This is a genomic window from Plantactinospora sp. BC1 (genome assembly GCF_003030345.1).
GTDB lineage: Bacteria > Actinomycetota > Actinomycetes > Mycobacteriales > Micromonosporaceae > Plantactinospora.
In genome coordinates, this window is record NZ_CP028158.1 from 8,114,656 (window position 1) to 8,136,085 (window position 21,430).

The following is a 21,430-nucleotide window of genomic DNA, read 5'->3' on the forward strand; positions in this document are numbered from 1 at the left end:
CGTGCGACGGACCGACGCCGGCGGGGGCGGCGGAGGCGGAGGCGGCTCGGACCTGGCCGAGGTGGTCGGGATGATCCTGGACAAGGGTGTGGTCATCGACGCCCACCTGGCGGTCAGCCTGGTCGGCATCCGGCTGCTGACCGTCGACGCCCGGGTCGTGGTGGCCAGCGTCGACACGTACCTGCGGTTCGCCGAGGCGACGAACCGGCTCGACCTCTCGGCCACCCGGGACAAGGGCCTGCCGGACCTGGTCTCCGGCCCGAAGGCCGGGCTGGTGGAGAAGGCCGGCGACGCCCTCGGCGAGATCGTCGGCAGCAGCGGCAGCGGCAGCGGCGACAGCAGCAGCAGCGGACGAGGCGGGGATCGTGACCGGGTTCCTCGCCGCCGTCGTCGGGAGGAGGACTGAGATGACAGCTTCGTCCATCGTGGACATCGGCGCCGGGACCGGACAGTTCCTCTACGGGGTGGTGCCGGCGGACGTCGAGGTGACCCCGCAGGCACGGGGCCTCGGCGACCCGCTCGGGCCGGTCACCACGATCCGGCAGGGCGACGTCGCGGCCCTGGTCAGCGAGACGCCCCTGGACGTACGACTGGGACGTCCCGAGGACCTGGTGGCCTACCGCGACCTACTGGACGGCGTCGCGGTGACCGCCGAGGTACCGGTACTGCCGGTGCGGTTCGGCACGGTGCTGCCGAGCGCGGCGGCGGTCACCGAGCTGTTGGGGCTGCGCCACGACGAGTACCGGGCAGCGCTGGCCGAACTGGACGGCCGGGTCGAGTACGTCGTCCGGGCCCGGTACGTCGAGCGGACGCTGCTGGCCGGCGTACTGGCCGACGAGCCGGAGGCCGCCGACCTGCGCGACCGGCTGCGTGGCCGGCCGGCGGACGCCGATGTCGACCTGCGGATCCGGCTCGGTGAGATCGTCGCCCGGGCGGTGGAGGCACGCCGGGCGGCGGACACCGAGCGGCTGGCCGAGGCGCTCACCCCGTACTGCCTGGCCGAGGCGCCGCTGCCGCCGCAGCACGAGCAGGACGCCGCCCGGGTCGCGTTCCTGCTGGAGCGACGACGCGGCGCGGACTTCACGGACGCGGTGCGGGACCTCGCCGAGGCGTGGCGGGACTGGGCCACGGTCCGAACGATCGGCCCGACCGCGCCCTGGGACTTCGTCCCCTCCGGCCCGGGGCGGTGACGGCGGGGTGTTCGGCATCCTGCTCGCCCTGCCGCTCGGCCCGGTACGCGGGCTGACCGGGCTCGCCCGGCTGCTGCGCGACCAGGCCGAACGCGAACTCTACGACCCGGTCAACGTGCAGCGGGAACTGACCGCGCTGGCCGATGCGGCGGCGGCCGGCGAGATCTCCGAACCGGAACTCGCGCAGGCGCAGCAGCGGATCCTCGATCGCCTGATCGCCCGCTCCGACCCGCCGGACATCACACCTGAAGGGAGATGACATGGCGGAGCGCATCCAGCGCGCCGGCCGCTACCGGGAGCACGACAACCACCCGGCCGAAGACGACAACTACGTCGAGGACGACAACTACGTCGAGGACGACAGCTACACCGAAGACGACAACTACGACGAGCGCGACGGCTACGACGAGGACGACTACGAGGAGGACGACGACCACGACTCCGACGAGGACGACGACCACGACGAGGACGACGGTCGCGACGAGGACCACGACAGCGACGACCACGACGAGCAGGCCGACGAGTACCCCGATGACGGCCCGGCCGACCGGGCCGGGAACCGGCGGCGGGCGGCTCGGCGGCGTGCCGGTCCGGCCCGGCCGATCTCCGCGCAGGTCGCGGCCCAGAACGGGGCCCGACAGATCGCCGGCCTGACCGGCAAGCGGGTCACCGGGGTCACCTCGCTGGACCGCACCGAGCGGGGCTGGCTGGTCGGTGTCGAGGTCGTCGAGGACGCCCGGGTGCCCTCCTCGGCGGACATCCTCGCGGTCTACCGGACCGAACTGGATGCCAGCGGGGAGTTGACCGGCTACCGCCGGACCCGGCGGTATCCGCGTGGCCGGGGCGACAGCGGATCCGGGACGGGGTGACCGACGTGACGATGCCACAACCGGCCTACGGCCACGGTCAGGTCCGTCCGGCCAGCGGCGACACCGGCAACCTGGCGGACATCCTGGAGCGGGTACTCGATCGCGGCGTGGTGATCGCCGGCGACATCCGGGTGAACCTGCTCGACATCGAACTGCTCACCATCAAGCTGCGCCTGGTGGTCGCCTCCGTCGACACCGCACGGGAGATGGGGATCGACTGGTGGGAGCACGATCCGTTCCTCGGCGGCCGTTCCCGCCCGTCCGTCGAGTCGGGTGCCGACACGCGGTCACCCGATCGGGCGCTGCCCGACCGGAGTGCACGGCGGACGGAGGAGGAACGATGAGCGGCGGTGAGGGAATCTGGCTGCACGCCGTGACCCGGCAGCTGCCCGCCGACCGGCTGGTCGGGCTGACCGGGGCGGGTGGGGCTCCGGTCGAGGTGGTGCGGATCGGCGACGACCTCGACGCGGTGGTGGCGCCGGTGGACCTCGACGAGTACGGGGAGGCGGCCCTGCACCGGAACCTGGGCGACCTGCGCTGGCTGGAGGCGGCGGCGAGCGTCCACCACCGGGTCATCGAGGCGGTCTGGCGGTTCGGCCCGACCCTGCCGGCCCGGCTGGCCACGGTCTACCAGGACGGTCCGGCACTCCGGGCCGGATTGCACGACCGGCAGGCGGAGTTCGGCGCCGCCCTCGACCGGCTCACCGACCGGGCCGAGTGGGGTGTGAAGGCGTACTCGGTCCGCGCCGCCGAGGCACCGGGGGCCGCGTCCGTACAGCCGTCCGGTGGCGGCGGTGCCGGTGCGGAGTACCTGCGTCGGCGGCGGACCGCGCTGGCGGCGGGCGAGGCGGCCCGGCGGGCGGCGGCGGAGGGAGCCGAGGCGGTGCACGCGGCACTGTCCGGGCAGGCCGAGGCGGCCCGCCGGCACCGGCCGCAGGACAGGAGCCTGAGCGGGGTACCCGACCCGATGGTGCTCAACGGCGCGTACCTGCTGCCCGCCGGGCGGGCGGCGGACTTCGCCGAACTGGTCCGGGAGCTGGGTACCCGGCATCCGGTGCTTCGGCTGGAGCTGACCGGGCCGTGGCCGCCGTACTCGTTCGCCGCGCTCGACGACACCGCCACGCACGGCAGCGCCACGCACGGCACCGCCACGCTCGACGGCAGCGCCGACGGGGCGCTGCGATGAGTGGGCGGGAGGCGCTGGAGAGCCAGCCGATCGCCCTGGTCGACCTGCTCGACCGGGTACTCGGTACCGGAGTCGTGGTCAGTGGTGACCTGGTGCTCTCGATCGCCGACGTGGACCTGGTGTACGTCTCGCTGCGGGCACTGCTCGCCTCCGTACGCGCCGCCGCCCCGATCCACGGCGATACGCCGTGCTGAGCCCCGAGCAGCCCCGGCCGGGGCGGGTCGAGGTGGACCGGGACGGGGTCGAGCGCGGCCTCGCCAGCCTGGTGCTCACCATCGTGGAACTGCTGCGGCAGTTGATGGAGCGGCAGGCGCTGCGCCGGATCGACCAGGGCGACCTGACCGAGGAGCAGATCGAGCGGGTCGGCAGCACCCTGATGGCACTGGACCAGCAGATGACCGAGCTGCGGGAGCACTTCGGCCTGTCGCCGGAGGACCTCAACCTGGACCTCGGGCCGCTCGGCCCGCTGCTACCCCGGGACTGACCGGAACCGGGCCGCAGCCGAACCGGGCGCGGGCCGGAGCCGGAGCCAATCACGAAGCCGACCTCGAATCCGACCCCGGAGCGGACATCGGAGCCGACATCGGAAGCCGACCTCGGAGCCGGCTCTGCGTCCTGGAGCTGACCGTAGCCCGGCCGGTGCCGCCGCCGGTGCGACACTGGCCGGATGTCACCGCCCGAACCCGCCGCCGACCTGCCGGTCCGGCACGTGCTGCCGGCCCTGGTCGAGACGCTGGCCGAGCGCGGCGCGGCGGTGCTGGTGGCACCGCCCGGGGCCGGGAAGACCACGCTGGTCCCGCTGGCGCTGGTCGACCGGGTCGACGGGCGGATCGTCGTCGCCCAGCCGCGCCGGGTCGCGGCCCGGGCCGCCGCCCGCCGGATGGCGGAGCTGCGCGGCGAACGGGTCGGCGAAACCGTCGGGTACGCGGTGCGCGGCGAGCGCCGGACCAGCGCCCGGACCAGGATCGAGGTGGTCACCACCGGCCTGCTCGTGCAGCGGCTCCAGCACGATCCGGAGCTGCCCGGCGTCGGCGCGGTACTCCTGGACGAGGCCCACGAGCGGCAGCTCGACGCCGATCTGGCCCTGGCGTTCGGCATCGAGGCCCGGGCCGCGCTCCGGCCCGACCTGCGGCTGCTGGCGATGTCCGCCACCGCGCAGGAGGAGCGGCTCGGCGTGTTGCTCGGCTCGGCGGCGGAACCGGCACCGGTGCTGCGCGCCGAGGGTCGGGCGTACCCGGTCGACGTGGTCTGGGCGCCGCCGCCCCGGCCGGTGGACCCGCCGCACGGGCTGCGGGTGGATCCCCGGCTGCTCGACCACGTGGCGACGACCGTACGCCGGGCGCTGGCCGAGCACGACGGCGACCTGCTGGTCTTCCTCCCCGGCGCAGGGGAGATCAACGGTGTCGCCGGCCGGCTGACCGGGCTGGCCGACACCGACCTGGTACGCCTGCACGGCCGGCAGTCCAGTGCCGAGCAGGATGCCGCGCTCCGCCCGACCACCGGTCGGCGCCGGGTCGTGCTGGCCACCGCCGTCGCGGAGACCAGCCTCACCGTGCCCGGGGTACGGGTGGTGGTCGACGCCGGGCTGAGCCGGGTGGCCCGGACCGACCTGGCCCGGGGGCTCGGCGCGCTGGTGACGGTGCCGGTGTCCCGGGCGGCGGCGACGCAGCGGGCCGGGCGGGCCGGCCGGGAGGCGCCGGGCCGGGTCTACCGGTGCTGGTCGGCGGCGGAGCACGACCGGCTGCCGGCACAGCCGGAGCCGGAGATCGCGGTCGCCGACCTCACCGCCTTCGCGCTCCAGCTTGCCTGCTGGGGGCGCCCGGACGGCACCGGGCTGGCGCTGCCGGATCCGCCACCGCCAGCGGCGATGCAGGTGGCCCGCGCCACCCTGGAGGCGCTCGGTGCGGTCGCCCCGGACGGCCGGGTGACCGGGCGGGGTCGGGCGATGGCGGCGGTCGGTGCTCATCCACGGCTGGCCCGGGCGCTGCTGGACGGTGCCGCGGCGGTGCGGCCGGACCGGGCCGCCGAGGTGGTCGCGGTACTCGCCGAGTCCGCTCCCGGTGACGATCTGGTCGGCACCTGGCGCCGGCTCCGCTCGGGTACGGACCCGGCCAGCGCCAGGTGGCGGGCGGAGGTGGACCGGTTGCGCGGCGCCCTCGACGAGTCCCCGCCCGCCGTCGCACCGGCCGCCGGACGCAGCGGGTCGGACGACCAACCGAGCCGACGCCACGACCGAGGCGGCCGGCCCGGCGACCAACCGAGCGGGCGGAGCGGCCGAGGCGCCGGGCCGGGGCTGTCGGACGACCTGGCCGCCGGTTTGCTGGTCGGGTTGGCGTACCCGGAGCGGCTGGCCCGGCTCCGGCAGGCCGGCACGCAACCGGTCCGGCAGGCCGGCACGCAGACGTACCTGATGGCCGGTGGCACCGCGGCGGACCTGGCGCCGGGCTCGCCGCTGGCCGGGGCGGAGTGGCTGGCGATCTCGGTGGCCGACCGGGCACCCGGGCGCCGGGGCGCGGCGATCCGCCAGGCCGCGGTGGTGGACGAGGCGACCGCCCGGGAGGCCGGTGCCGCGCTGCTGCGGCGGGAGCAGGAGATCGCCTGGTCCGGCGGGGACGTGGTGGCCCGCGAGGTGGAGCGGCTGGGCGCGATCGTGCTGCTGGAGCGCCCGCTGACCCGGCCGGACCCGGCCCGGGTCGCCGCGGCGCTGCGGGACGGGCTGCGTCACGCCGGGCTCGACCTGCTGAGCTGGACCCGGCAGGCGCGGGAGCTGCGGGCCCGGCTCGCGTTCTGCCGGCAGGCCCTGGGCGGGCAGTGGCCGGAGGTGACCGACACGGCGCTGTTGGACCGGGCCGACGAGTGGCTCGGCCCGGAGTTGGCCGGTGCCCGGCGTCGGGCCGACCTGGCCCGGATCGACGTCTCGGCCGCGCTGCGCCGGCTGCTGCCGTGGCCGGAGGCGGCCCGTTTGGACGAGCTGGCCCCGGAGCGGCTGGTCGTGCCGAGCGGGTCGCGGCACCGGGTGGACTACTCGGATCCGGCGGCGCCGGTGCTGGCGGTCAAGTTGCAGGAGACCTTCGGCTGGCGGGACGTGCCCCGGATCGCCGACGGGCGGGTGCCGGTGCTGCTGCACCTGCTCTCCCCGGCCGGTCGTCCGGTCGCGGTGACCCGGGATCTCGCCTCGTTCTGGCGGACCGGCTATCCGCAGGTACGCGCCGAGCTGCGCGGTCGCTATCCCCGGCATCCGTGGCCGGCGGATCCGACCGAGGCGGCGCCGACCCGCGGCCTGCAATCCCGGCGCGGGTAGCCGGCCCGCCGGGGCGTACCCGAGGATGGGAGCCGGCGCGGCCCGGTCAGGGGGTGTCGATGACGTCCGCGACCACGACGGTGATGTTGTCCGGCCCGCCGGCCCGCAGGGCGAGGTCGACCAGGCGCTGCGCGCAGCCGGCCGGGTCGGGATAGCCGAGCAGCGCCTCGGCCAGGCTGTCCGGGCGGACCACGTTGGAGAGCCCGTCGCTGCAGAGCAGCCAGCGGTCGCCGGTCTGCGGCACCACGGTGGTGTAGGTGGGGGTGACGGGCTCGCCCTGGAGGGCCCGGGTGACCACGGCCCGACGGGGATGGCTGTGCGCCTCCTCGGGACTGATCACCCCCTCGTCGACCAGCATCTGCACGAACGTGTCGTCCCGGGTGAGCTGGGTCATCGTGCCGCCGCGCAGCAGGTACGCCCGGGAGTCGCCGACGTGGGCCAGGGCGAGGCAGGCACCGGTGCGGGCGATCAGCAGCGCGGTCAGGGTGGTGCCCATGCCCTGCCGTTCCGGATCCTCGGCGATCGCCGCCCGGATGCCCGCGCTCGCCGTGTCCACGGCGCCCTGGAGGGCGGCGACGAGCCCCTCCTCCGGGGTCTCCACGTCCAGCGGCCGGATCGCGTCGATGGCGATGGTGCTGGCCAGGTCGCCGGCGGCCATTCCGCCCATGCCGTCGGCCACGGCGAGCAGCCAGGGTCCGGCGTGCACGGAATCCTGGTTGGCGCCCCGGATCAGGCCCCGGTCGCTCACCGCCACGGATCGCAGCTTCAGGCTCATGGCAGGCAGCCTGCCAAAAAGACGGCCAGAATGCTTGCAGTAGATCACCAACGGGCCGGAGTGGCGATCGAAATTTACCGTACGTGGCTACGGTGATCACGATCCGCGAGCCGTTCCGCCGCCGGTAGCCGACGTGCGGGGCGTCGACCCGGCCGAATTCTATCCAGCCTGGTCGATTGACATGCCAGAAACGGGCTGGCAACATCGGCTCCGTATTGGGAGCGCTCCCACCAGCGCTGCCGGTTGCACCCCCGTGAACCCGAGTGCTTCGCCCCGTGAACCCGAGTGCTTCGCCGCCGTGAGCCCGCATGCTGCGCGGTCCGCTCACGGCACGCCCACCGGAAGGGATCCCCCGTGCTCCGACCCCGCCACCGCCACCGCCGGTCCTCCCGCGCGGTCACCCTGCTCGCCACCGCCGCCCTGCTGCTCACCGGCACCGCCACCGGGGCGCAGGCCCGGCCCGACGGCTCCGCCGGCACCCTCGCGCCCACCGAGCACATCGTCAACGGCACCTTCACCGACAGCACCGCCCCGTGGTGGTCCACCGCCAACCTCACCCTCGGCGCGACCGACGGCCAGCTCTGCACCGAGGTCCCCGGCGGCCTCGCCAACCCCTGGGACGCCAGCCTCGGCCACAACACCATCCCGCTCGGCGACGGCGCCAGCTATGCGCTGCGCTTCCGCGCCTCGGCCAGCGCACCGGTCACCGTCAAGGCGAACGTCCAGCTCAACGAGGAGCCGTACACCACGGTCTTCTCCCGGGACGTCGCGCTCGACGCCACCGCCGAGGAGTTCGGGTACGAGTTCACCGGCACCCTCGACTCGCCCAACGGCACCCTCACGTTCCAGCTCGGCGGCGCCGCCGAGGCGTACACGTTCTGCCTGGACGACGTCTCGCTGAGCAGTGACGCCGACACCGGACCGCCACCGGGCGGTGCCGAGCAGTTGACCAACGGCGACTTCGCGAACGGCACCACCGGCTGGTACTCCTACGGCACCACCTCGACCGGGGTGACCGACGGACGGCTCTGCTCCGAGGTGCCGGGCGGGCTGGCCAACCCGTGGGACGGCGGCGTCGGGCAGAACGACGTGACGCTGCTGGCCGGCGAGTCGTACACGCTCTCCTTCGACGCCTCCGCCACACCCGGCGCGACGGTACGGGTGGCGGTGCAGCTCGGCGTCGACCCGTACACCTCGTTCTTCGCCGAGGACGTCACCTTCGGTGCCGAGGCGCAGCACGTCGAGCGGACCTTCACCGCCACCGCCGACACCGAGGTCGCCCAGGTGGCCTTCCAGGTCGGCGGCAACGCCGACGCGTTCACCTTCTGCCTCGACAACGCCTCGCTGCTCGGCGGCGAGGAGGAGCCGCCGTACGTGCCGGACACCGGGCCACGGGTCCGGGTCAACCAGGTCGGCTACCTGCCGGCCGGGCCGAAGAACGCCACGATCGTCACCGAGGCCACCGAGCCGCTCGGCTGGGAGCTGAAGTCGGCGGCGGGCGCCGTGGTGGCCAGCGGGCGGAGCACCCCGCGCGGCGTCGACCAGGCGTCGGCGCAGAACGTGCACACCGTGGACTTCTCCGCCTACCGCACCCCGGGCACCGGCTACACGCTGAGCGCCGACGGCCAGACCAGCCACCCGTTCGACATCTCGACCGACGTCTGGAAGCAGCTCCGCTCCGACTCGCTCCAGTTCTTCTACATCCAGCGCAGCGGCATCGCCATCGACGGAGACCTGGTCGGCGAGGAGTACGCCCGGCCGGCCGGGCACCTCGGGGTGGCGCCGAACAAGGGCGACACCGACGTACCGTGCCAGCCCGGGGTCTGCGACTACCGCCTCGACGTGCGGGGCGGCTGGTACGACGCCGGTGACCACGGCAAGTACGTCGTGAACGGCGGCATCGCCACCTACCAGCTGCTGAACGCCTTCGAGCGGACCAAGACCGCCCCCACCGCCGGTGGTGGTGCCGCGCTCGGCGACGGAACCCTGCGGCTGCCGGAACGCGACAACGGCGTGCCGGACATCCTGGACGAGGCGCGCTGGGAGCTGGAGTTCCTGCTCCGGATGCAGGTGCCGGCCGGTAAGCCGCTGGCCGGAATGGCGCACCACAAGATCCACGACCAGAACTGGACCGGGCTGCCCCTGCAACCCGAGGACGACCCGGAGCTGCGCGAGCTGCACCCGCCGTCCACGGCGGCGACGCTCAACCTGGCCGCCACGGCCGCGCAGTGTGCCCGGCTCTTCGCCCCGTACGACGCCGCGTTCGCGCAGCGCTGCCGCACCGCCGCCACCACGGCGTACGCGGCGGCGAAGGCGAACCCGACCCGGTACGCCGACCCGGCCGACGGCAACGGCGGCGGCTCCTACGCCGACGGTGACGTCACCGACGAGTTCTACTGGGCCGCCGCCGAGCTCTACCTGAGCACCGGCGAAGCCTCCTACCTGGCCGACCTGACCGCCTCGCCGCACCACACCGACGACGAGGCGGTCTTCGGGGCGCACGGCTTCGGCTGGGGCAGCACCGCCGCGCTCGGCCGGCTCGACCTGGCCACCGTGCCGAGCGGTCTGCCGGCGGCCGACCGGGACCGGGTCCGCGCCTCGGTGGTGGCCGCCGCCGACCGTTACCTGGCCACCGCGCAGGGGCAGGCGTACGGGCTGCCGATGCCGGGCACCCCGAACAGCTACTTCTGGGGCGCCAACAGCAACATCATCAACAACGCGGTCGTACTGGCCACCGCCTTCGACCTGACCGGGCAGGCGAAGTACCGGGACGGTGCCGTGCAGGGCATGGACTACATCTTCGGCCGCAACGCGCTGAACCAGTCGTACGTGACCGGGTGGGGCGAGAAGGCGTCGAAGAACCAGCACAGCCGGATCTTCGGCAACCAGTACGACGAGTCGCTGCCGAACCCGCCGGCCGGCTCGATCGCCGGTGGCGCCAACGCCAGCCTCGACGACCCGTTCGCCGAGCAGTTGCTGGAGGGCTGCGCGCCGATGTTCTGCTACGTCGACGACATCGCCTCGTACGCCACCAACGAGGTGGCGATCAACTGGAACTCGGCGCTCGCCTGGATCGCCTCGTTCCTGGCCGACCAGGGCGGCAGCACCTCGGTGCCGGCCGGCTCGGGGTGCCGGGTCACGTACGTCAACCACGGCGCCTGGGCCGAGGGCGGCGGCTTCACCGGGCAGGCGACCATCACCAACACCGGCAGTACCCCGATCAACGGCTGGACGCTGAGCTTCGCGTTCAACGGCGACCAGAAGATCCGGGAGGCGTGGATGGCGAAGGTGACCCAGGCGGGTGCCCGGGTCACCGCGCGGAACGAGTCGTACAACTCGCGGATCGCGCCCGGCGCCAGCCAGATGTTCGGCTTCAACGCCACCACCGCCGGCGGCCCGAACCCGAACCCGGTGCTGTTCACGGTCAACGGGGTGCCCTGCGGCTGACCCGTCGACGGTCACGACGGGCCCCGGCTCCTCCCGGCGAGGAGTCGGGGCCCGCGTCGTTCAGCGCAGCCAGTCGAGCAGCCGGTCGCCCTGTTGCCAGACGGTCAGCGCGGAGAAGACTCCGAAGAGCAGTACCGACCAGACCAGCGCGACCACCCGGTAGGACCGTGGGCGGATCTGCTCGGGCAGTACCCGGCGGTTGAGCACCAGCAGCAGGATCGAGTAGAAGAACATCATCAGCCCGCCGACGCAGGCCGAGATCACCAGCAGGATCAGGGGCTGGTCGAAGCCGGCCAGCAGGATGACGCAGCCGAGTGCGACCAGCCCCCAGACCAGCCCGAAGTAGATCCGGCTCTCGGAGAGCCGGGGCAGGTACGCCGTCTTGAGCACGTCGGCGGCGAGCCGGCTGGTGTAGTCGACGATGCCCATCGCGGCGGCGAAGAGCGACAGCGCCCCGATCACCCAGAACAGGGTGCCGAACCAGGGTCCCACGATCTCCTTGAGCCGCTCCCCCTCCACCTGGAGGAAGGAGACGCTGTTGGCCAGCCCCGGCACGCCGTACACGGTGGAGTAGGCGAGCAGCGAGGTCAGCACGATGGTGACGAACGAGATCAGCGCGAAGGTGACCAGCTGTTCCCGGTTGGCCAGCCGCCACCAGCGCCGCCAGCGGGCCAGGTTCTCCTCGGTCGGCTCGAAGACGAAGCCGCGGCTGTCCGGGGCGGCCTCCTCCCGGCCGGTGACCGGGCTGACCAGCCGGGGCACGTACTTGCCCATCCCGTAGCCCTTGTCCCGGATCCAGTTGGACTGCACCAGGTTCTGCCCGCCGCCGGCACCGGCGAAGACCAGGGCGGAGAGCATCAGCGCGAAGCCGAGTTCGGTGGGGAACTCGGGGGCGGCCACCGCGCTCGGCAGGTCGCCCCAGGCCCGGGCCGAGATGGCGAAGACCACCGCGACCGCGATGAAGAGGAGTACCAGGCCGACCTTGACGAACTCGACCCGCTCCAGCGCGGTGTAGACCACCGGGGCGAGGGTGAGGGTGGCGCCGATCGCCAGCAGCAGGCCGACGGCGATCCAGGTGGCGTCGCCGCCGAAGAGGTACGTCAGCATGGTCGCCGAGCTCGACGCCCAGCCGGGCCAGAGGTTGGCGAAGTAGACCATGATCGCGAAGACCAGTCCCCAGTGCCGCCAGAACCGCGAGAAGCCGGTCAGCGCGGTCTCTCCGGTGGCCAGGGTGTAGCGCTCGATCTCCATGTTCAGGAACCACTGGGTGACGATGCCGACCGCGGCGGCCCAGAGGAAGACCAGCCCCACCTGCGAGGCGATGTACGGGAAGAGGATGAACTCGCCGGACGCCAGGCCGACGCCGGCAGCGATCACCCCCGGCCCGATGATCGACCAGGCCGATCGGGGTGGCGGGGGTAGTTCCCGGACGGTGACGCCGGGCAGGTGTTTGGTCGGAAATCGGTCGGCGGCGGTCTGCGTCATCGGTGACCTCCTGGTGCCGGATGCGAAATCGGTTCGCAGTGGTAGTGATAAATGCATCTTCTGCCAACATGGACGTTGTGCCAACGAGCCCTTCCCGACCTGAACCGCGCGACGCGTCCGACCGGAGGCCCGCCCGAGCCGCGGACGGATCCCGAGCGGAGGGCACGGATCAGCTCGTCGTCCGGGCGGGCGGCTCCGACGACGTCGGCGCGGTGCTCGCCCTGCTCGACGGCGCCACCCGGTGGCTGGTGCAGCGTGGCCGCGTCGGCCAGTGGGGCAGCGCGCCGCACTCCGGCAACCCGCGCCGGATCGCCCAGGTCCGGCGCTGGGCCGCCGACGGGGAGCTCTATCTGGCCGAGCTCGCCGGGCGCCCGGTCGGGGCGATCGTCGTCGGCGCGGCGGTGCCGCACGTCCCGGCCGCGACCGAACCCGAGTTGTACGTCAACCTGCTGGTCAGCGACCGGGCCCACGCCGGGCGGCGGATCGGCGCACGACTGCTCGAGTACGCCGAGGAACTCGCCCGGGCCCAGGGAGTCGACCTGCTCCGGGTGGACTGCTATGCCGGTGACGACGGTGCCCTGGTCCGCTACTACGAGAGCCAGGGCTTCACCGCCACCGAACCGTTCACCGTGCCGCTGGCCGACCGGCGCTGGCCGGGTCAGCTCCTCGAACGCCGGCTGCGGCCCCGCACCGGCGACGACGGGGCGGGCGTGAACTGAGCCGGGCACGGCTCAGGTCTGGTCCGACCCGCCCGTCCGCAGCTCGGGTAGCACCTTCGCCCCGAAGGTGTCGATGAAGGCGTCCTGCTGCTGCCCGACGTGGTGCAGGTAGATCTCGTCGAACCCGAGGTCGGCGTACTCGCGCAGCAGCGCCGCGTGCCGGCCCAGGTCGGCGGAGACGTTGACCACCTCGGCGACCAGTTCCGGCGACACCTGCTCGGAGACGACGTCGAAGTGGTCGGTCAGCTCCAGGTCCCAGCAGACCGGCGGGGCGAAGACGTTGCTGCGCCACTGGTCGTACGCGATCCGGGCCGCCTCGGCCTGGTCGGGCGCCCAGCTCAGGTGGACCTGGAGGTGCAGCTTGCCCCGGCCGCCCGCGTCCCGGTACGCGTCGACCATCCGGCGCAGCCGGGACACCGGCGCGTTCACGGTGATCAGGCCGTCCGCCCACTCGGCGCACCACCGGGCGGTCGCCTCGCTGACCGCCGCACCGACCAGTGCGGGTGGCTCCTCGGGGCGGGTCCAGAGCCGGGCCCGGTCCACGGTGACCAGTCCGTCGTGGCTGACCTCCTCACCGGCCAGCAGCGCCCGGATCACGTCGACGCACTCCCGCAGCCGGGCCGTCCGGATCTCCTTGCGCGGCCAGCCCGCCCCGGTGATGTGCTCGTTGCTCGCCTCCCCGCTGCCCAGCGCCGCCCAGAACCGGCCGGGGTACATCGCGGCGAGGGTGCCGATCGCCTGCGCGATGATCGCCGGGTGGTAGCGCTGGCCGGGCGCGTTGACGACGCCGAACGGCAGGGTGCTGGCCTGCAACGCGGCACCCAGCCAGGACCAGGCGAAGCCGGACTGTCCCTGCCGGGCACTCCACGGCGAGAAGTGGTCGGACGACATGGCCGCGTCGAACCCCGCCTCCTGGGCCCGGACGACGGCCCGGAGCAACTCGGCGGGATGAATCTGCTCGTGCGAGGCGTGGATCCCGAAGACCGTCATGGCGGTCTCCCATACCCCGTCGGCCCCGCCCCGCACACCCGGTACGCCGACGAAAATCGGCCGACCGGCACCCTGGGCCGGACGGCCCGGTCGCCTCCGGCGGGCTACTCGCTGTGCGCGCCCGCGCCCGCGCCGGCCGAGTCCCCCGCGCCGATCCAGACGGCCTTGAGGTTGCAGAACTCCCGGATGCCCTGCGCCGAGAGTTCCCGGCCGTAGCCGGAGTTGCCGACCCCGCCGAACGGCAGCTCCGGATAGGACGTGGTCATCCCGTTGACGAAGACCATTCCGGCGTCCAGGTCGGTGACGAACCGCTGCTGCTCGTCCGGGTCCCGGGTCCAGGCGTTGGAGCCGAGGCCGTAGTCGGTGCCGTTGGCCACCTCCACCGCCTCCTCGTAGGAGCCGACCCGGTAGAGACCGGCGACGGGTCCGAAGACCTCCTCGGCGTACATCCGCATCTGCGGGGTCAGCTCGGTGACGACGGTCGGCGGGTACCACCAGCCGGGCCGGTCCGGCAGCTCGCCGCCGCAGAGCACCCTGGCGCCCTTCGCCACGGCGTCCCGGACCTGCTCGGCCACCTCGTCCCGGCCCCGCTCGGTGGCGAGCGGTCCGACGTCGGTGCCGTCGTCCATCGGGTCGCCGAGGCGCAGCGCCGACATCCGGGACACGAACGCCTCGGCGAACTCGTCGTAGACCTCGGTGTGCACGATGAACCGCTTCGCGGCGATGCAGGACTGGCCGTTGTTCTGGCAGCGGGCCACCGTGGCCACCTCGGCGGCCCGGGCCACGTCGGCCGAGGGCATCACCACGAACGGGTCGCTGCCGCCGAGTTCCAGCACCGTCTTCTTGAGGTACTTCCCGGCGATCGACCCCACCGAGCGGCCGGCGCCCTCGCTGCCGGTCAGCGTCGCGGCCCGGACCCGGGGATCGGCCAGCACCTGCTCGATCCGCTCCGACCCGATCATCAGGGCCTGGAACGCACCGGCCGGGAAGCCGGCCCGGCGGAACAGCTCGTCCAGATAGAGCGCGGTCTGCGGCACGTTGGAGGCGTGCTTGAGCAGCCCGGTGTTGCCGGCCATCAGGGCCGGCGCGGCGAACCGCATCACCTGCCAGAGCGGGAAGTTCCACGGCATCACCGCCAGCACCGGACCCATCGGGAAGTACCGGCCGTACGCCGAGGTGGCCCCGATCGAACCGGCGTCGGCGGGCTCGTCGGCGAGGAACCGCTCGGCGTGCGCCGCGTAGTACCGGCAGGCCGCGGCGCACTTGGCCACCTCCGCCTTGGCCGACGCGTAGGTCTTGGCCATCTCCGTCGTCATCATCCGGGCCACGCCGTCGCACTCGACCTCCAGCAGGTCGGCGACGGCGGACATCCACCGGGCCCGGTCGGCGAAGGTGGTGGCCCGCAACTCGTCGAAACCGGCCGCCGCCCGGGCGAGAGCCGCCGTCAACTGCTCGTCCGTCATCTCCTCGAAGGTCTTGAGCACCTGTCCGGTGGTCGGGTCGATGGTGGCGATCGACATGTCGTACTCCCTTCGATGTCGGCGGACCGGCCGAGCGCGGGTCGCGGACGGGCCGGACCGGCTGCGGTGCTCACTCGAAGAGCGAGTGCTTCGTACCCGGCGGCTCCTCCCGGCGCCGCGCGGCCCGGCGGCGCTGGATCACCACCAGGTCGACCACGGCGACCACGGCGAGGATGCCGAGGACCACCGCGAGGACCAGCAGGTCGGCCCGGAGCGCCAGCACGCCGAGCACCACACAGATCACCAGACCGAACGCGGCCAGCGCCAGGCGCAGGTTCAGCGCGCTGTACGGGTGGCCAACCGTCCCTTTCGCCCGTCGGGGCTGCGATCTCGAGGCCATTTCGGCCAACTACCCGGTATGCGGGTGGGCTAACCTGACCGGCCACCCCGGCCGTCCCCGGCCCCAGGCGGGCGCTCCCGGCGTGCCGCGCGGACGGTGGGGATTCCGGCGCCCAGGATGGGTATAACGGGTGATATGACGACCGGTCCCACTCCCCCGCCCAGCCACGCCGACCTGTTGACCCGTCCGCTCTTCGCACACCTGGCGACCACCCGCCCCGACGGCGGACCGCAGAGCAACGTGATGTGGTTCGCCTGGGACGGCGGACGGATCAGGATGACCCACACCAAGCGCCGGCAGAAGTTCCGCAACGTCCAGCGCGATCCCCGGGTGGCGCTCTCGATCGCCGACCCCGACGACCCGTACCGGTTCCTGGAGGTGCGCGGCGTGGTGGAGAAGATCGAGGACGACGACGAGGTCGCGTCCTTCTACCGGTCGCTCCAGGAGCGGTACGACAACGTCTACGAGATCGGGGACGCCCCGGAGCGGGTGATCGTCACCATCCGGCCGGAGAGCTTCGTCGCCGTCAGCAACGGGCAGCCGCAGCGCAACCGCTGACCGCCAGTGTCGGTGATCCGCGTGCCGCGGGGGCGTCGGCGAGGGTTCCGGGCCGACGGCGGCGCCGCGTACAGTTACGGAGCGATTGCTGTCCGCTCTGTACGGAGAGAAGCATGCCCAGACGTTGGACCGCCGCCGTCACCGCCGTGCTCGCGGCCTTCGCACTGGCCTGCGAGGGCTCCGACGGCGGTGGCGGCGGCGGCCAGCCCGATCCCCCGCCCGGCACGCCCCGGCCCGGACTGCCCGACTCGATCGCGGCACTCGGCGACTCCATCACCGCCGGCTTCGGCTCCTGCCTGGTCCTCGCCGCCTGCCAGCGCAACTCGTGGTCGACCGGGGAGAGCAGCCGGGTGGAGAGCATCTACCGGCGACTGCGCGAGGTGAACCCGGCGATCCGCGGCGAGGCACACAACGAGGCGGTGAACGGGGCCCGCGCCTCGGGTCTGGCCAACCAGGCCGCCGCGGCGGTACGGGCCAGAGTGGAGTACGTGACCGTACTCATCGGAGCGAACGACGCCTGCCGGGGCGGGATCGAGGAGATGACCGGCGTGGCGGCGTTCCGCACCGAGATCGACCGTGGACTCGCCACCCTGAAGAAGGGCCTGCCGAGGGCCCGGGTGCTCGTGGTGAGCATCCCGAACCTGTACCGGGTCTGGGAGGTCGGCCACGAGGACGCCCGGGCGGTACGCGCCTGGCGGGGCCGGATCTGTCCCGCCCTGCTGGCCAGCCCGACCTCGACCGAGCCGGCCGACCGCACCCGCCGGTCGACGTTCCGGGCCCGGATCGACGCGTACAACGAGCAACTCGCCGCCGCCTGCAAGGCGTACGGCTCCCGCTGCCGCTACGACGGCGGAGCGGCGCACCGGGTGCGGTTCGGCCTGGACCTGCTGAACCGGCTGGACTACTTCCACCCGAACCTGGCCGGGCAGAACGAGCTGGCCGAGGTGGCCTGGCGGGCCTCCGGGCTGGCCGGCCCGGCCCGCCGCGCCGGCTGAGCCCGACCGGCGCAACCAGCCCGACCGGCGCAACCAGCCCGACCGGCGCAGCCAGCGCAGCCAGGCGGCGGGAGCAGCCGACGCGGCCGAGGTGGCGGGGCTAGCGGCCCGGCGGCATGATCGCGCGGGGCCCGTACAGCTCCCGGGACCGGTCCGCCAGGCTCCTGGTGGCCGAGGAGTTCGCCCAGCTGCCCAGCACCACCGCCGCGCCCGGTACCGCCTTGGCGAGCAGCCGCTTGGCGGCCCGGACACCGGCCATCTGCGCCAGCTTCAGGCCGAGTCGCAGCATCACCTGGGCCAGCGGCGCCTGCGACCGGCCGCGGAGGGCGTCGATCCGCTCCCGTCCGGCGGCCACCCCCAGGGCCAGCCGCGCCGTCTCGGCGATCTTGTGGACCCGTTGCAGCACGAGCAGGTCGGTGGCCCGGTCGCGGTGCTCGGGATCGTGGCCGTACGCGGCCGCGACGTAGAGCACCATCCGGGCCTGGGTCCAGGCCAGTACGCCCATGTCGAGGACCGCGCCGGGCAGGCCGGCGGCCCCGGAGATCGCTCCGGAGACCCGGGCGTGGTTGACGAACTTCCGGATCGCCGTCTCGGCCATGGCCTCCGGTGTCATCTGCGGATACCGGGCGCGGTTGCGCTCGGCCCAGGCTCGGGCCTGCGGCCCGATCCGGCGTACCGCCTCCAGGGCGAGGTGCTCCGGGGCGTACTGCGGATCGGCCTTCATCCGCTCCCACAGCCCGCTGGGCGGGGGGACGACCAGTTCCGGGTCGACGGCCGCCTCGGACCCGGCCGGATCGGCGCCGTCGGCCGGCGCCTCCGGGTCGAAATGCGCGACCCCGGCGGCGTCCGGGTGAGGTGCCGGGCCCTGCTTCGCGGCGGCCGGCGGCGTACGGTCGGTCGGCGGTACCGGCACGGCGGTTCCGCCGCCGGCCGGCTGGGACTCGGTCACGGACACACTCCGGATCTTCGAGGGGACGGATCAGGGCACGACCGACCGCGCCGCTCGGTCGGAACCGGCGGCCGGGGGTCGACGGTCAGCGTCGGCCGCGCAGCCGGGACATGATCTGGCGCATCCGGTGCTGGTTCGACGGCTTGGCCAGTTCGCGCCGGCCTCGTTCGACGAGCTGCCGGCCCTGCGGAGATCTGAGGAACATCCGGATCCGTTGCACCAGTGACGCCATCTCGGTCCTCCTCGCGTGGTCCCTGCTATCAGGTTTACCCGATCGTCGGCCCGACCACACCGACCTCACGGTTCGGACGGGTCCACGCCTCCATCCTGGCCGGACCGATCAAGTCGCCGCCGGTCGATGCCCGCCGGGCCCGGCCTTGCAGCGCTGTGCCGGCCGCCGTCGAGGGCGGCCGGCACAGCGGCGGGGGCGCCGGTCAGCGGCGGGGGCGCCGGTCAGCGGCGGGGGCGCCGGTCAGCGGCGGGAGGAGGGTACGAGTGCGTCGACGACCCTGGTCGCCTGGCCCTCGTGCTTGGCGTAGTGCTCGGGGTAGGCCGAGTACTGCACCGCCTGGGCCGCCTCGGTCAGCCGCATCCGCTGCCAGCCGGGTACCTGGCGCAGCGCCTCGAAGAACCGGGCACTCGCGTACGCCGGGTCCATCAGCCGGTTCACCGGCCCCCAGCCGCTGCTGGTGCGCTGCTGGAAGAGCCCGACCGAGTCGTGGTCCCAGCCGGTGCCCTGGTGCCGGTAGCGCTTGGACTCCGGCAGCACCTCGCTGGCCCGGTTGAGCAGGTTGCTCTCCTGCATGGCGGTGGCCACGCCGATGACCAGTGCCCGCCTCGGCATCCCCATGTCCCGGCCGGTCCGGACGATGGCCCGGGCGTTGTCCATCTGGACGTCGGTCAGTCCGGCCACCGGGGCCGCGTCGTCCAGCGGCGAGGAGGTGTCCGGGTCCGCCTCGTCCGACCTGGCGCCCGCGGACCGGTCGTGGCCGGCGGAGCGGCTGGACCGCTGCGCCGAGCGGTCCCCGGACCGGTCCCCGGTGCCGTCGTCGGGGCGGGAGAGCGCCACCCGGTCCTCGGCGTTCGCGGTGCCGCTGCCGGCGGGGCCGGCCGACGGCGAGACCGCCTCGACGGCGGCCAGCACGCCGAGGCAGCAGAGCAGCCCGGCCGCCACCGCGACCCGGCCCGGACGGCGCAGGCCGAGCCGGTCCGGCAGCCCGGTCCGGGCGGCCAGGGCGCCGGTCCGGGCGGCGAGGCGGCGGGCCGGTGGGGCGACCCGGCGAGCGGCCAGGCGTACCCGCTGCTCGGCGCCGCGCACCGCGGGCAGCCGGCGGAACCGGGCCAACCTCGGCGCGACGATTCGGCGGAGCCGGGCCAGCCCGGGCTCGACGGCCCGGCGCAGGCGTCGTCCCACGGTCCGGAGCCCGGCCAGGGCCGGCCCGGTGGCGACCCGCAGTCGGGCGGCCGCCACGCCGGCCAGCCGGGCGGCGGCGAGGGCACCGGGCCGGGCGCTCCGGGCCACCGCGGCGGCGGCCCGGGCCAGCCGCCGCGTCACGGCCGCGCCGAACGGCCGGAGGTGACCGAGCAGGGCCGAGAGCAGGAGTACGAGCCTGTGCAGCCCGGCCGGGGCGGGGCGGAGCGCCCCGGGCGACCGGCGCGGGGCGGCGCCGGATGTCGAGTCGGAGGAGGAGGCATCATCCGATCGGACAGTGCTGGGTACGGCGGGGTACGCGGTCTCAGAACGGTCGTCGTCAGGCATCCGACGAGGCTAGGCAGGTCGATGGCCGACTACGGGCAGTCACGGGGTGGGCTCCACCACATCTGCGGGCAGGGAAACGGGTCAATGGACCGCAGGGGGTGGCGCCGCCGGTCAGATATGACAATCAAGATGTAAGCGGCAAAGCGCGCTCTCCACATCAACGGGGCATCTACCTTCGAATCAACCGTCACCCGAGGCCACTCCGGCCACCTCCTCCGATCGGCCGAGCCGGGCTCGGCCGGCCGGCCCCCCGCCCGTTCCCCGGACCGGTCCGTCTCGTGAGACCGTGGACTATGGCACCGGTCACCGACCCGCACCCGCGCCGCGACCTCCGTCGACTGCCGAAGACCAACCTGCACCTGCATCTCACCGGCTCGATGCGGCCGGAGACCCTGGCCGAGCTGGCGGACCGGGACGGCCTGCCGCTGCCCGAGCCGCTCCCGACCGGCCTCCTCGCCGGCTGGGCCGCGTTCCAGAGCCGCTACGACGTCGCCCGGGCGGCACTGCGTACCGCCGACGACCTGAGTCGGGTGGTGGCCGAGGCGACCGCCGACAACCTCGCCGACGGCGCGGGCTGGGTGGAGATCCAGGTCGACCCGACGACGTACGCCGACCGGCTGGGCGGGCTGGAGCCGGTGGTGGAGGCGGTACTCGCCGGGGCGGCCGGTGGGCGTACCGGAGTGGTGCTGGCGGCCAGCTGGGCCGGGCCGCCGGCCCAGGCGGAGCGGATCGCCCGACTCGCCGCCCGGTACGCCGGGCACGGCGTCGTCGGCTTCGGACTCTCCAACGACGAACGCCGGGGCAGGATCGCCGACTTCGTACCCGCGATGCGGACGGCGACCGGGGCCGGACTGCTGGCCGTGCCGCACAGCGGCTTCTACGAGGCCGCCTGGCACGTCCGGGACTGCGTCACGCTGCTCGGCGCGGACCGGATCGGGCACGGGGTGACCGCCACCGCCGACCCGGCCACCCTCGACCTGCTGGCCGAGCGGGCGGTGGCGACCGAGGTGTGTCCCAGCTCATACCCGCCGTTCGGCGTCACCAGCGGGCTGGCGGCCACCCCGCTGCGCGCCCTGCTCACCGCCGGGGTGCCGGTGGCACTCGGCACGGACGATCCCCTGCTGTTCGGAACGAGCCTGCTCGACCAGTACGTGCTGGCCCGGGAGGTACTCGGCTGCACCGACGACGAGTTGGCCGCCCTGGGCCGGGCGTCGGTCGAGGCGTCCGCCGCGCCACCTGAGATCCGCGCGACGATGCTGGCAGGGGTCGCCGAGTGGCTCGGTGGAATGGACCAAGATAGCGGCAGCGTTTGCTACATCGGGGCGCCCTCCGCGTGAGGCGTGTCCC

The 21,430-nt window shown here is 73.9% G+C and carries 21 protein-coding genes and 1 pseudogene; 14 read left to right on the forward strand and 8 right to left on the reverse strand.

All coding sequences use genetic code 11. The features are described 5' to 3' along the window. Position 1: 1 nt before the first annotated feature. From gvpJ to C6361_RS35700, 9 genes and pseudogenes are all read left to right on the forward strand, one after another. Positions 2-199 (forward strand): annotated as a pseudogene (gvpJ, locus tag C6361_RS39395) (gas vesicle protein GvpJ); the annotation flags it as partial. Positions 200-407: 208 nt separating this feature from the next. Further along, positions 408-1,190: a GvpL/GvpF family gas vesicle protein gene (locus C6361_RS37835; RefSeq protein ID WP_107270521.1), complete on the forward strand. Its 783-nt coding sequence runs from the start codon at positions 408-410 to the stop codon at positions 1,188-1,190. A gap of 7 nt (positions 1,191-1,197) precedes the next feature. Continuing rightward, on the forward strand, positions 1,198-1,449 hold the full coding sequence (locus C6361_RS37840) for a gas vesicle protein GvpG (protein WP_107270522.1): 252 nt from the start codon (positions 1,198-1,200) through the stop codon (positions 1,447-1,449). Position 1,450: 1 nt separating this feature from the next. Further along, on the forward strand, positions 1,451-2,059 hold the full coding sequence (gene gvpO, locus C6361_RS35675; RefSeq protein WP_107270523.1) for a gas vesicle protein GvpO: 609 nt from the start codon (positions 1,451-1,453) through the stop codon (positions 2,057-2,059). Between the two features lie 11 nt (positions 2,060-2,070). Next, positions 2,071-2,403: a gas vesicle protein gene (locus tag C6361_RS35680; protein WP_107271390.1), complete on the forward strand. Its 333-nt coding sequence runs from the start codon at positions 2,071-2,073 to the stop codon at positions 2,401-2,403. Beyond that, positions 2,400-3,245 carry a GvpL/GvpF family gas vesicle protein gene (locus C6361_RS35685; protein WP_199853166.1) on the forward strand — a complete coding sequence of 282 codons (846 nt, stop codon included), beginning with the start codon at positions 2,400-2,402 and terminating at the stop codon, positions 3,243-3,245. Before C6361_RS35680 ends, C6361_RS35685 begins: the two co-directional genes overlap by 4 nt. Further along, entirely contained in the window at positions 3,242-3,439 is a 198-nt protein-coding gene (locus C6361_RS35690; RefSeq protein ID WP_107270524.1) for a gas vesicle protein, read from the forward strand. Before C6361_RS35685 ends, C6361_RS35690 begins: the two co-directional genes overlap by 4 nt. Next, on the forward strand, positions 3,433-3,729 hold the full coding sequence (locus C6361_RS35695; protein ID WP_107270525.1) for a gas vesicle protein K: 297 nt from the start codon (positions 3,433-3,435) through the stop codon (positions 3,727-3,729). The genes C6361_RS35690 and C6361_RS35695 overlap by 7 nt, the downstream gene beginning before the upstream one ends. Before the next feature lie 183 nt (positions 3,730-3,912). Next, positions 3,913-6,546, forward strand: coding sequence for an ATP-dependent RNA helicase (locus C6361_RS35700; RefSeq protein ID WP_107270526.1), 2,634 nt, complete (start codon positions 3,913-3,915; stop codon positions 6,544-6,546). Between the two features lie 46 nt (positions 6,547-6,592). On the opposite strand, the gene C6361_RS35705 is transcribed toward C6361_RS35700, so the two are convergent. Further along, complete coding sequence (locus C6361_RS35705; RefSeq protein ID WP_107262953.1) at positions 6,593-7,321, reverse strand: PP2C family serine/threonine-protein phosphatase; 729 nt, start codon at positions 7,319-7,321, stop codon at positions 6,593-6,595. Between the two features lie 354 nt (positions 7,322-7,675). Here C6361_RS35705 and C6361_RS35710 point away from each other — a divergent pair, with 354 nt between their 5' ends. Continuing rightward, a complete protein-coding gene (locus C6361_RS35710; protein ID WP_234359203.1) occupies positions 7,676-10,768 on the forward strand; it encodes a glycoside hydrolase family 9 protein in 3,093 nt (1,030 codons plus the stop codon). A 60-nt stretch (positions 10,769-10,828) separates the two neighbouring features. Here the strand turns inward: C6361_RS35710 and C6361_RS35715 are convergent, their stop codons facing one another. Further along, positions 10,829-12,253, reverse strand: a complete 1,425-nt coding sequence (locus C6361_RS35715) for an Nramp family divalent metal transporter (RefSeq protein ID WP_107270527.1) — start codon at positions 12,251-12,253, stop codon at positions 10,829-10,831. Between the two features lie 212 nt (positions 12,254-12,465). Here C6361_RS35715 and C6361_RS35720 point away from each other — a divergent pair, with 212 nt between their 5' ends. After that, entirely contained in the window at positions 12,466-12,972 is a 507-nt protein-coding gene (locus tag C6361_RS35720; protein WP_234359204.1) for a GNAT family N-acetyltransferase, read from the forward strand. A gap of 12 nt (positions 12,973-12,984) precedes the next feature. On the opposite strand, the gene C6361_RS35725 is transcribed toward C6361_RS35720, so the two are convergent. The 3 genes from C6361_RS35725 to C6361_RS35735 all read right to left on the reverse strand — a co-directional run bounded on the left by C6361_RS35725 (position 12,985) and on the right by C6361_RS35735 (position 15,822). Continuing rightward, positions 12,985-13,962, reverse strand: a complete 978-nt coding sequence (locus C6361_RS35725; protein ID WP_107264471.1) for a TIGR03885 family FMN-dependent LLM class oxidoreductase — start codon at positions 13,960-13,962, stop codon at positions 12,985-12,987. A 104-nt stretch (positions 13,963-14,066) separates the two neighbouring features. Beyond that, a complete protein-coding gene (locus tag C6361_RS35730) occupies positions 14,067-15,482 on the reverse strand; it encodes an NADP-dependent succinic semialdehyde dehydrogenase (protein ID WP_107270529.1) in 1,416 nt (471 codons plus the stop codon). A gap of 70 nt (positions 15,483-15,552) precedes the next feature. Then, a complete protein-coding gene (locus C6361_RS35735) occupies positions 15,553-15,822 on the reverse strand; it encodes a DUF6343 family protein (protein ID WP_107270530.1) in 270 nt (89 codons plus the stop codon). A gap of 135 nt (positions 15,823-15,957) precedes the next feature. On the opposite strand from C6361_RS35735, the gene C6361_RS35740 reads away from it, so the two are divergent. Together C6361_RS35740 and C6361_RS35745 are read left to right on the forward strand one after the other, a co-directional pair. Next, entirely contained in the window at positions 15,958-16,380 is a 423-nt protein-coding gene (locus C6361_RS35740) for a PPOX class F420-dependent oxidoreductase (protein ID WP_107270531.1), read from the forward strand. A 113-nt stretch (positions 16,381-16,493) separates the two neighbouring features. Then, on the forward strand, positions 16,494-17,375 hold the full coding sequence (locus tag C6361_RS35745; RefSeq protein ID WP_107270532.1) for a GDSL-type esterase/lipase family protein: 882 nt from the start codon (positions 16,494-16,496) through the stop codon (positions 17,373-17,375). 100 nt (positions 17,376-17,475) lie between these two features. Here the strand turns inward: C6361_RS35745 and C6361_RS35750 are convergent, their stop codons facing one another. The 3 genes from C6361_RS35750 to C6361_RS38655 form a co-directional block, all read right to left on the reverse strand. Then, positions 17,476-18,135: an EcsC family protein gene (locus C6361_RS35750; protein WP_234359706.1), complete on the reverse strand. Its 660-nt coding sequence runs from the start codon at positions 18,133-18,135 to the stop codon at positions 17,476-17,478. A 274-nt stretch (positions 18,136-18,409) separates the two neighbouring features. Further along, entirely contained in the window at positions 18,410-18,556 is a 147-nt protein-coding gene (locus tag C6361_RS37845) for a hypothetical protein (RefSeq protein WP_199853167.1), read from the reverse strand. Positions 18,557-18,796: 240 nt separating this feature from the next. Then, positions 18,797-20,083 (reverse strand): hypothetical protein, encoded by a 1,287-nt coding sequence (locus C6361_RS38655; protein ID WP_234359205.1) that lies wholly within the window; start codon positions 20,081-20,083, stop codon positions 18,797-18,799. A gap of 293 nt (positions 20,084-20,376) precedes the next feature. Here C6361_RS38655 and add point away from each other — a divergent pair, with 293 nt between their 5' ends. Continuing rightward, entirely contained in the window at positions 20,377-21,420 is a 1,044-nt protein-coding gene (gene add, locus C6361_RS35760) for an adenosine deaminase (RefSeq protein ID WP_107270533.1), read from the forward strand. Positions 21,421-21,430 lie beyond the last annotated feature (10 nt).